Below are 10,590 nucleotides of genomic sequence, written 5' to 3' on the forward strand. Positions count from 1 at the left end.
CGCCGCCGCGATCGACGTCCAGAACCACACCGGCACCGCCGGCGGCGGCAGCACGATCTCGTTCGACGGCGCCATAACATCGAATAGCTTTAGCGACGGCATCAACCTGGTGGCCAATGGCGGCACCAACGGCACGACGATCAGCTTCACCAACAAGCTGGCGATCGATACCTCAACCAGCGACACCACCGGCTTCAGCGCCACCGGCGGCGGCACGGTTACCGCCACCGGCTCCGGCAGCACGATCAATTCGGGGACCGGCACCGCGCTCGATGTCGAGAACACGAATATCGGCTCGGGGAACCTTGTCTTCCAGAGCATCACATCGAATGGCGGTAGCGCCAACGGCATCATCCTGGTCAATACCGGCACGGCGCTCGGCAATGGCGGCTTGCATGTGACTGGAAATGGCGCCAACGTCGGCGCGACCGGCGGGGGCGTCATCGCCAACAAGACCGGCGCCGATGGCAGCGCCACGCAAGGCACCGGCATCTACCTCAGCAATGCGAAGGATGTGCAGCTCAATGGTCTGCAGCTGAACGATTTCGACAATTTCGGTATCCGAGGGTTCGAGGTGAATGGCTTCGCGCTCACCAATAGCGTGGTGAACGCAACCTCTGGCACGAACGGCACCAGCGCCGCGGCCGACGAAGGCTCGATCAGCTTCCGCGCCGCCGACGCCGCCCATAACGGCCTGACCGGCACCGTCGCCATCACCAATTCGGTGATCGCGAACGGCCTTGAGGACAATTTCAACGTCTTCAACAACAGCGGCACGTTGAACATCACTGTTTCGGGCTCGACCTTCCGCGACACCTCCGTGGGACCGCCAGGCAATGTCGGCCTGCTGCTGCAGGCCGACGGCACCGCCAACATCACCGGCCTTGTCACGAACTCGTCGTTCCTGCGCAATTTCGCGAGAGGTATCCAGCTCATCAACAACGGCTCGGGCAACATCGATTTCGATGTCGGCCAGGCCGGCGTCGCCGGCAGCGGCGGCACCTTCACCGACAATTTCGTTGGCGTGGACATGGATCAGAACGGCGCCGGCACCTATAATTTCAATGTGCTGAACGCGACCTTCACCACGGCGAACTATGCGACCCTGTTTGGTGCCGGCGGCGCGGGCTCGCAGATCAACGTCAACCGCGGCGGTGCCGCATCGCCGGTCGTGCGTGGCCTGTTCACGGGCAACATCCTCAACAACAACATCAACAACGCGGATTCCGGCACCGGACCAGGTATCAGTGTCTCCATCAACGGGACCGCCACCGGCAGCAACACGGTGACCGTCAAGCTCGACGGCAACACTGTCACGCACGTCGCGAACTATGGCATCCTGGTCGCGAACGGCGACGGCAATGGGATCGTCAATGCCACCATCACCAACAACACCGTCAGCACGACGACCGCAGCCGCGCTCGAGGCGATCCGCGTCAATGGCGGGATAACCTCGAGCCAGGCTGGTGCCTCCGGCACGCCCGACAATGGCGCGCTGACTTTTGATATCCATGGAAATACGCTGAGCGTCGATCCGTCAGCTGGCGTCACCGATATCCGCGTGCGGCAGCGGTTCAATGTGATCGACAAGATCGAAGGCTATGCCGGCAGCGCCACCGACGACACGGCGGTTCAGGCCTATCTCGCCAGTCTCAACAGCCATTCGGGTGGCGGTGCCGCGACAGTGGCCGCCGACCACAACAACACCGGCTTCGGGACCATTGTTGGGGTTACGGAGCCGCCCCTGCCATAGGCGGGCGTTGCGCGCGGTGGCGCTGGAATAAATTACAAAATGTATTGGCCGAGCAGATTGCTTTGTGGCGGTGGGTGATCTAACGTAACGTCATGTAGAGATTGGCTTTTTACTACAAATTGAACGTTTGGGGGTGTATATGGCCGAGCCGTATCTCTCGGAAATCAAGTTGATTTCTTTCAACTTCCCTCCCCAAGGTTGGGCGTTCTGCGACGGACAGCTCCTGCCGATCAACCAGAACCAGGCATTGTTTGCTCTGCTGGGCACGACCTATGGCGGCAATGGGCAAACGACTTTCGCCTTGCCCGATTTGCGCGGGCGCGTGCCAACTCATACTGGCGGCCAAGGTCATCTCCTGGGCGAGCGGGGCGGCGAGCAGGCGCATACGCTCACACTGCCCGAGATTCCCCAGCATTCTCACACCGCCAGCGCGACATCGGATTCCGGCGATCTCTTCGTCGCCAGCGGCAATGTGCTTGCGGCGTCGCCCGCGCAGCTTTACGCGCCCGCGACATCGAACCTGACAACGCTGGTGCCCAGCAGCGTCACCACGATGGGCGGCAGCCAGGCACATGAAAACATGCAGCCCTATCTGGTGCTGAATTTTTGCATCGCCCTGCAAGGTATCTTCCCGTCGCGGAATTGAAGGACGCGCAGTCATGACAGTTTACATCGGCGAGATTCGCATGTTCGCGGGGAACTTTGCGCCCGCCGGATGGGCGTTCTGTCAGGGCCAGACGATACCCATCTCCGAAAACGATGCCCTGTTCCAGTTGATCGGCACGACCTATGGCGGCGACGGTCAGGAGACATTCAACCTGCCGAACCTGGCCAGCCGCGTGCCGGTCCATCAGGGAACCGGTTTCATCATCGGGCAAACCGGCGGCGTCGAGGACGTGACGCTGAACATACAGCAAATGACCGGCCACACTCACGCCATGCTGGCGACGAGCAGCGTCTCCAACCAGACGAGCCCCGCCAACAACGTTGTGGCCCAATCGTCTACAGGCAAGCTCTATGTCGAGGACACACCGACGGCGAACCTCGCCAACCCTGTGGTCGGCATGACGGGTGGCAGCCAGCCTCACAGCAACCTGCAGCCTTACCTCTGTGTCAATTTCATCATTTCACTGTTCGGCGTTTTCCCGACCCAAACATAAGGACAGGACCATGTCGGACCAATTCGTCGCGGAAATCCGAATTTTTCCGTCCAACTTCGCACCCAGGGGCTGGGCGACCTGCGACGGTCAGCTCATGCCGATCTCGCAAAACACGGCCTTGTTCTCGCTGCTGGGCACGACCTATGGCGGCGATGGCAGATCGACCTTCAGCTTGCCGGACATGCAAGGCAATGTGCCGATGCAACCCGGCCAGGGTCAAGGGTTGGCGCTTTATGATCTAGGGCAGTTCGGTGGCTCGGATACCGTGTCTCTACTGGAATCGGAAATGCCGATGCACAATCACAACATCCGCGCCGTAACCGACCCTGCCGAGCTTCAGATCCCGACGCCGGATCGGGCGATCGCCAGGTCGAGCAACGCCAACGCCTACAAGAACACGACCGCTAACATCGTGTCGATGGCAGTGAACATGCTGGCTCCGGCAGGTGGCAGTCTGCCGCACAACAATCGCATGCCCTACCTGACATTGACTTTTTGCATCGCGCTGGAAGGCTTTTTCCCGCCGAGAGGCTGAGGAATTCCGAATCAACAAGGCAGGACCGATACGATGGCCAAGAAAGCTGAACCTAGGTCGAAGGCATCGGCCCCCGCAGCAAGGACGCCCGCGCCCGCGCCTCGGGCGGCTTCCAAGGCCAACGCCCGCTCGCGGCGATCCAGCGTCCCGCCCATCTACCAGAACAAGCCCGCCGGCGCGGCGTTCTTCGAACTGTCGCGGCTGATGGTGGTGGGCATCGATTCCGCCAAAAGTCAGTTGATCCAGAAGGCTCAAGACGCACCGAACGGGTCATGGCCCGCGGCGTGGTCGTTCATCGCGCCCGGCGCCTGGGTGATCATGACGGCGGGCCTCACCAGGGACGGTCGCGTCGCCGTGGTCGCGCAAGCCTCGGGCACCACCAACCTGTCCTTCATCACCGAAGACCCCAACCAGATCGGTCCGATCGACAAATGGACCGCGCCGACGAGCATTGGCACACCGCCCGGTGCCACCTCCTATCAGAAACTGACGATGGCGCGCGATGCCGATGGCCGCGTCGAAATCTTCCTCACCGACAATCTGGGCCGCATCTGGTGGATCTACCAGAACCCGGATGTGATTGTTCAAGTGCAGAAAACCATCACGCCGCCCGGCACGACGACGCCGATCGTCGTCACCGTCGACGAGCTCAGGCCGCCAGTCCAGCCGTGGAGCGCCTGGATCCAGCTGACCGGGCAGCTCGTGGCGATCACGGCGCTGCGCCAGGCAGACGGCCGCATCGCGCTGTTCGGCATCAACTCCGCCCTCCATCTCTATCGCTGCCAGCAGGCCAAGGTCCAGGCGCTGACGGTCGCCGACTGGACGCCATGGGTGCAGATCGACGCCGGCTACCCCTTCACGGAAATGGCGCCGATTGTCGGTCCGCTGGGCGGCACCAATCTGTTTGCCATGACGCAGCAAGGCCAGGTCCTGCACACCAAGCAATTGCCGGCCGGCTCCGACACCTGGACGGCCTGGGCGACGCCCGGTTACAGCAGGGTTCCCAAATACACGCTCTGCGCCGGCATCCAGGGCGACGGCGACATCATGCTGGTCGCCTCCGACCAGCAGCATGTCCACTCCTTCAACGCCCAATATGACGCCGCCACCCAGAACTGGTCGGGATGGCGCGATTTCGGCGGCTCCGGCGCCAACACCAGCCTGTCGCTCGACTACAATGCCGATGGCCGCCTTGCCCTGTTTTCGATGATGGTCCAGAACGACGGCACAAATGGTCTGTGGACCATCAACCAGATGGCCATGGACAGCTCCGAATGGGAGTGGACGTGGACGGCGCTGGCCACCAGCAACCTCAAGCAGATCGTCGTCGTGCGCGACCTGACGCCGCCGGTCTGACGTCAGGCAGCGTGACAGAGGCAAAGCAGGCGTATCGGCTCGCAGCCTGGTCCCGGTCGGAGAAGGCCGGGCTCGGCTTCCGCGCCGCGACAGAGGCGGATCTGCCGTTCCTGTCGCGGCTCTATGCCTCGACGCGCGTGGAAGAACTCGCCGTGACGGCGTGGACCGAGGCACAGAAGGCCGCCTTCCTCGACATGCAGTTCCAGGCGCAGCACGCGCATTACCGAAAACACTATCCCGAGGCCGACTGGCTGGTGGTGGAACGAGCGGGGAAAGACATCGGCCGGCTCTACATCGAGCGCTGGCCAGGCCAGCACCGCATCATCGACATTGCCTTCCTGCCGGAGCATCGCCGCAAGGGCTACGGCACCGCACTGCTGCGCGATCTCATCGACGAGGCATGGTTAGCCGGCAAATCAGTATCGATCCACGTCGAGAAGCACAATCCGGCCAGGTGGCTCTATGTCAGGCTCGGTTTTGCGGTGGTCGAGGACAAGGGTGTATACGATTTGATGGAATGTGCGGCGCCGAGTGGCGGGGCGGGGTGAGACGATGGCTGTCCCGCTGGCGTCAAGGTTTCGCGCCGCAGCGCAAGCGTCGCCTCAAAGAGCAAACGTCGCCTAGTTGAACACCGCTTCGTACAGCCGCCCGGCCGCATCGGCGGCGACCGGCACGATGAAGATCTCGTGGCTGCCGCTTGTGCCAGTGAAAAGGTAGGTCGCCTGCGGCAGCGCGATGTCGCGCGGGCCTCTAAACAGCAGCGAGAAACCGCCACCCGGGCGCGGGCTGGCGGCGATGGGCTTGACCGCGCTCAGTTCGAGCGGGATCTGCTTGCCCCCGGCTTCGATGGTGAAGGTTTGTCCCTGCTCGAAATCCGACACCGACGCCATCCCGTTTGCCTCAATCTTTGCGCTGGAGCGGTTCAGCGTTCGGATCCGATCCAGCTCTTTGTTTCTCCGCAATTGCCAGGGGAAAACCGCTGCACACTTTTCCCGGAATTGCTCCAGCGGCGGCACTGTCGCCGCTTCGCCGCAAGCTGTCCAGAGGCGGGCAGGCGGCGGTCGTGTTCCCCAAGACAATCGATCGCCGCAAATCCCAAAGATACAGCACCGCCTGTCCTTTTATGCGCGCAAGAGACGCTGTAGTACTTTGTCCTGCGCGGGATTCCTTTCGATCCAAGATCAGCGCAAACAAAGCATAGATCCCGGCTTCGGGACCATTGGCAGCCTGATGGGCGTGCGGGAGACGGATGATGGCGGATGCAAAGACGGACGTGACGGGCGATGCGCTGCCGCTGTTCTATTCGAGGCCCGAGGCGCTCAATCCGGCGCGGCACGGCTCGCTTGGCCTGACCGCGCGCAGTGACTTCGGCTTCGCCCGCTCGGCGCACGCCATTCCGGTGGTCGCGTCGGAAATGCCGGCGGCGATGCGCTCCTACCCGATCGTCTTCATCGGCCCGGCCAAGTCGCCGGTGATCATCACCGGCGTGCGCCAGAACGAGAATTTGTTCGTCGATGCCGACGGCAAATGGACCGGGCCGCACTACATCCCCGCCTATGTCCGGCGCTATCCTTTCATCCTGGCCGAAGACCCGACATCGGCCGGCCGGCTGACGCTGTGCGCCGACCGGGCCAGCAATCGCATCGTCGACCAGCTGCTGGCGCCGTTGCGCGACGACAAGATCCTGCCGTTCTTCGCCGGCAACGAGCCGACCGAAGCGACCAGACAGGCGCTCGCCTTCTGCAACCAGTTCCAGATCGACTTCCGAGCCACCCGCGAGATGGTCGAAAAGATCGATGCGCACGGCCTGTTTTCGCCGCGCCAGAGCAAGGTGACGCTGGAGGGTGGCGAGGTGCTCAACCTCACCGACTTCCAGGTGATCGACGAGCCGGCCTTCAACAAATTGAGCGACGAGGCGTTTCTCGACCTGCGCAAATCAGGCGCGCTCGGCCTGCTCTATTGCCACCTCGCCTCGACCAACAGCTGGACCTCGCTGGTGCATCAGGCATCGCTGCGGAAGGCGGATGGGGCGAAGGGCTGACTGTGAAAAGCTTGCGCGGTCGATCGTCTGGGCGGACAGGCGGCTAGGCAGCAACCCTTCTGTCGTGCCGCCCTTCCCTGATCTCCTCGGCGAGCTTGTCGCAGAACGCGTCGAGATCGCCGGGATTGCGACTGCTGACGAGCCCCTGGTCGGTGACGACTTCGGTGTCCTCCCACAGACCGCCGGCGTTGATCACATCGGTCTTGATCGATTTGTAAGACGTGACCCGGCGACCCCTTACGATGCCGGTCTCGGCGAGAAGCCAGGGCGCATGGCAGATCGCGCCGACGACCTTCTTGGCCGACCAGAACGATTCGACGAAGTCCAGGGCCTTTCGCTCGACGCGCAGCAGATCCGGATTGATGACCCCGCCAGGCAGGACGATCGCGTCATAGTCGTCCGACCGCGCCTCATCCAACGTCTTGTCGACAGGAATCTCCCGACCCCAGTCCTTGAGGTCCCAGCCTTTGATCTTGCCGCTTGCGAGCGACACGACATCGACCTCGGCGCCCGCCTCGCGTAATTTTTTGAGCGGAACTTCAAGCTCGGATTGTTCGAACCCGTTTGTCGCAAGGATAGCGACGCGCTTACCGGAAATATCCTGCATTGGTTTTTCTCCATCGTTAGGTGGTGGAGGGCTAACGAGGCGAGGCGGGAAGCGTTCCTGGCTGTAATTTTATGTGACATGAGAGGCGGATGGACGAAGCGCAGTTCGGCCCAAGCTCCCAGTTCGACAATGTCCAAAAACGAAAAAGCCGCGGCGGACCGCGGCTTTTCGATGCTTGATTTCCTAAGAGGAAACTGGAGCGGGTGAAGCGATTCGAACGCTCGACCCCAACCTTGGCAAGGTTGTGCTCTACCCCTGAGCTACACCCGCTCGCACGGCGTCTTGGCCGCAAGCCGGGCCTATATGGCTGAAGAGCGCGGCGATTGCAACAGGGAAATCGCAGGCTTTTTTACGACCCGGCAAGCGAGGCCGGCAAGCCGCCGGCGGGCGCGCGAGTGGCACGCGGCGGGGGCGCCACCGCAAAGGGCGGGTGCCGCTCACCGTGATGTCGCATGACGGCCTTGTGTCGGCCGCCCCATTGGCCGTAAACGGCATGGGCTCACAAACGGGACGAAGACGAAACCGATGCCGAAGACCGAAGCCGAACTTTTTGCCTTTCTTGCCGAGCTGGGCATTGCTGCCTCGACCAAGCGCCATCCACCGCTCTATACCGTCGCCGATTCGCAGGCGCTGCGCGGCGAGATCGCCGGCGGGCACACGAAAAACCTGTTCCTGAAGGACAAGAAGGACAATTTCTTTCTGGTCACCGTCGGCGAGGACGCGGTCGTCGACCTGAAGCAGATCCACCAGGTGATCGGCGCCGCCAGCCGGGTTTCTTTCGGCAAACCGGAGATGCTGATGGAGCTGCTCGGCGTCACGCCGGGCGCCGTCACGGTCTTTGGCATCATCAACGACACGGCAAACAGGGTCAAGCTCGTGCTCGACAAGGATTTGATGGAGCATGCGGTGATCAATGGGCATCCGCTGACCAATGAGGCGACGACATCGATCGCAGCGAGCGACCTGATCAGATTCGTCGAGGCAACCGGGCACGATGCTGCTATCTTGAAAGTCTCCGCGTGATCGCCACATGGATGGCTTAAAACCGATGGTCTGAAGCATAGGGCGCCTGGCCGCCGGCCGGCGGCGCCACGGAAGGGTAAAGAGATGAGCGACAACAATCCGTTCGGCGGCCCCTTTGGCGGCAATGGCGGCCAGTACACCACCTCGGTGCAGTATGGTGGAACCGCGCCGGCGCCGGCGAAAGTCGCGCTTGGCGATACGCCCGCCGCTCCCGCCGATGTGATCAAGGACACGACGACGGCTGCCTTTGCCGCCGATGTCATCCAGGAATCGCGCCGCCAGCCGGTGCTGGTCGATTTCTGGGCGCCCTGGTGCGGACCTTGCAAGCAACTGACGCCGCAGCTGGAGAAGGCGGTCAAGGCCGCCGGCGGCAGGGTCAAGCTGGTCAAGATGAACATCGACGACCATCCGTCGATCGCCGGCCAGCTCGGCATCCAGTCGATCCCGGCGGTCATCGCCTTCAAGGACGGCCAGCCGGTCGATGGCTTCATGGGCGCCATCCCGGAGAGCCAGATCAACGAATTCATCACCAAGGTCGGCGGCAAGGGCAATGGCGCGCCGCCGGTGGCCGAAGCTCTGGCTGCGGCGACCGAGGCGCGCGACGCCGGCGACATGCAGACCGCGGCCGACATTTATGACGCCATCCTGGCGCAGGCGCCGGAGACGATCGAGGCGATCGCCGGACTGGGAGAGCTGCTGTTCGAGGCCGGCGACACGGAAGGCGCCGAGGCGCTTTTGGCAACAGCCCCGGAGGCCAAGAAGGATGCGCCGCCGGTGGCAGCCCTGCGCGCCAGGATGGCGGTTGCGGCGCAGGCGGCGGCTCTCGGCAATCCAGCCGAATTCGAGCGGCGCCTTGCGGAAAATCCCGGAGATCACCAGGCGCGTTTCGATCTGGCCATGATCCAGAACGCCAACGGCGACCGTACGGCCGCAGCCGACAATCTGCTGGCCATCATCAAGGCCGACCGGGCCTGGAACGAGGATGGCGCGAGGACGCAATTGCTGCAGCTGTTCGAGGCCTGGGGCATGACCGACGAGGCGACGCTGGCAGCGCGCCGCAAATTGTCGGCGCTGCTGTTTTCCTGAGCCGGCTGCCGGTTGTTTTGCCGCACGGGCTTGGCGTCGGCGATGATTGCGCCAGATTAGGGCCAAGAACTCACGCGCTTCTTGATGGCGCGATCGGAGGAATGAGGTGCAAGCGGGAAACGCGCATTACCGGCTCGCCAAGGATTTGCCGTCGACGATCCCTATCTTTCCGCTCGAGGGGGCGCTTTTGCTGCCGGGAGGCCGCATGCCGCTCAACATCTTCGAGCCGCGCTATCTGCAGATGGTGGACGAGGCGATCGCCGGCTCGCGGCTCATCGGCGTCATCCAGCCCAGTCTCGACGGGGCCTTGCGCGACGACGGCGAGCCGGAACTCTGCAATGTCGGTTGCGCCGGGCGCATCATCGCCTTTTCCGAGAGCGGCGACGGCCGTTACCTGATTTCGCTGCAGGGCGTGTGCCGGTTCCGCATCGCCCACGAATTGACGGTCAAGACGCCGTTTCGCCAGTGCAAGCCCTCGCCTTTCCTTGCCGATCTCGATGAGGACCAGGCGGGCAACGAGATCGACCGGCCATCGCTGCTCAAGGCATTTCGCGCCTATCTGCAGGCCAACGACCTCGAGGCCGACTGGGAAAGCGTCAGCCGGGCCGAAAATGCCATGCTGGTCAATGCGTTGTCGATGATGGCGCCCTATGGGCCAGCCGAGAAACAGGCGCTGCTCGAAGCGGCGGATTTGAAGACCCGGGCCGAGACGCTGATCGCCATCACCGAAATGGCGCTGGCGCGCGAGAATGAGGATTTTGGGTCGAGTTTGCAGTAAGAGGGCGCGATGGCGGACGGACGTGACGGGAAGAAGGTCGACCCCAAGCTGCTGGAGTTGCTGGCCTGCCCACTGACCAAGGGGCCGCTGGCCTGGGATCCGGAGCGCGGCGAACTGATTTCCAGGGTCGCCAAGATTGCCTATCCGGTGCGTGACGGCATCCCGATCATGCTGCCTTCCGAGGCGCGGACGCTTTCGGTGGAGGATGTGCTGGCCCCGCCGCCGCCGCGTCTGGGTGGGCCGGGCTGAGG

At 63.0% G+C, this 10,590-nt stretch carries 12 protein-coding genes, 1 tRNA gene and 1 pseudogene; 11 read left to right on the forward strand and 3 right to left on the reverse strand.

The features are described from left to right. From EN994_RS05805 to EN994_RS05830, 6 genes and pseudogenes are all read left to right on the forward strand, one after another. A pseudogene (locus EN994_RS05805) lies at positions 1–1,753 on the forward strand (hypothetical protein); the annotation flags it as partial. 139 nt (positions 1,754–1,892) lie between these two features. Further along, on the forward strand, positions 1,893–2,399 hold the full coding sequence (locus EN994_RS05810; RefSeq protein ID WP_063169581.1) for a tail fiber protein: 507 nt from the start codon (positions 1,893–1,895) through the stop codon (positions 2,397–2,399). Positions 2,400–2,412: 13 nt separating this feature from the next. Beyond that, a complete protein-coding gene (locus EN994_RS05815) occupies positions 2,413–2,913 on the forward strand; it encodes a tail fiber protein (RefSeq protein ID WP_063169580.1) in 501 nt (166 codons plus the stop codon). A 10-nt stretch (positions 2,914–2,923) separates the two neighbouring features. After that, positions 2,924–3,448 carry a tail fiber protein gene (locus EN994_RS05820; RefSeq protein WP_063169579.1) on the forward strand — a complete coding sequence of 175 codons (525 nt, stop codon included), beginning with the start codon at positions 2,924–2,926 and terminating at the stop codon, positions 3,446–3,448. A gap of 33 nt (positions 3,449–3,481) precedes the next feature. Then, entirely contained in the window at positions 3,482–4,804 is a 1,323-nt protein-coding gene (locus tag EN994_RS05825) for a hypothetical protein (RefSeq protein ID WP_063169578.1), read from the forward strand. 11 nt (positions 4,805–4,815) lie between these two features. Then, a complete protein-coding gene (locus tag EN994_RS05830; protein ID WP_244514246.1) occupies positions 4,816–5,352 on the forward strand; it encodes a GNAT family N-acetyltransferase in 537 nt (178 codons plus the stop codon). Positions 5,353–5,424: 72 nt separating this feature from the next. Here the strand turns inward: EN994_RS05830 and EN994_RS05835 are convergent, their stop codons facing one another. Further along, entirely contained in the window at positions 5,425–5,820 is a 396-nt protein-coding gene (locus EN994_RS05835) for a hypothetical protein (protein WP_244514245.1), read from the reverse strand. A gap of 236 nt (positions 5,821–6,056) precedes the next feature. Between EN994_RS05835 and EN994_RS05840 the strand changes: the two genes are divergently transcribed. Next, positions 6,057–6,845: a SapC family protein gene (locus tag EN994_RS05840; protein WP_063169576.1), complete on the forward strand. Its 789-nt coding sequence runs from the start codon at positions 6,057–6,059 to the stop codon at positions 6,843–6,845. A gap of 43 nt (positions 6,846–6,888) precedes the next feature. On the opposite strand, the gene EN994_RS05845 is transcribed toward EN994_RS05840, so the two are convergent. Both EN994_RS05845 and EN994_RS05850 read right to left on the reverse strand, forming a co-directional pair. Further along, positions 6,889–7,452 (reverse strand): type 1 glutamine amidotransferase domain-containing protein, encoded by a 564-nt coding sequence (locus EN994_RS05845; protein ID WP_013528771.1) that lies wholly within the window; start codon positions 7,450–7,452, stop codon positions 6,889–6,891. Between the two features lie 195 nt (positions 7,453–7,647). Next, positions 7,648–7,722: transfer RNA gene (locus tag EN994_RS05850), tRNA-Gly, on the reverse strand. A 255-nt stretch (positions 7,723–7,977) separates the two neighbouring features. On the opposite strand from EN994_RS05850, the gene EN994_RS05855 reads away from it, so the two are divergent. The 4 genes from EN994_RS05855 (at position 7,978) to EN994_RS05870 (ending at position 10,588) form a co-directional block, all read left to right on the forward strand. Continuing rightward, the gene (locus EN994_RS05855) at positions 7,978–8,475 is read left to right on the forward strand and encodes a prolyl-tRNA synthetase associated domain-containing protein (RefSeq protein ID WP_027162861.1); all 498 of its coding nucleotides are present in this window, start codon (positions 7,978–7,980) and stop codon (positions 8,473–8,475) included. A gap of 84 nt (positions 8,476–8,559) precedes the next feature. After that, complete coding sequence (gene trxA / locus EN994_RS05860) at positions 8,560–9,561, forward strand: thioredoxin (RefSeq protein WP_063169575.1); 1,002 nt, start codon at positions 8,560–8,562, stop codon at positions 9,559–9,561. Between the two features lie 106 nt (positions 9,562–9,667). After that, positions 9,668–10,339 (forward strand): LON peptidase substrate-binding domain-containing protein, encoded by a 672-nt coding sequence (locus EN994_RS05865; RefSeq protein WP_013528774.1) that lies wholly within the window; start codon positions 9,668–9,670, stop codon positions 10,337–10,339. Positions 10,340–10,348: 9 nt separating this feature from the next. Next, entirely contained in the window at positions 10,349–10,588 is a 240-nt protein-coding gene (locus tag EN994_RS05870) for a Trm112 family protein (protein ID WP_013528775.1), read from the forward strand. Positions 10,589–10,590 lie beyond the last annotated feature (2 nt).

It is taken from the genome of Mesorhizobium sp. M7A.F.Ca.CA.002.09.1.1 (assembly GCF_003998555.1).
In the GTDB taxonomy this organism is placed as follows: Bacteria; Pseudomonadota; Alphaproteobacteria; order Rhizobiales; family Rhizobiaceae; genus Mesorhizobium; species Mesorhizobium ciceri.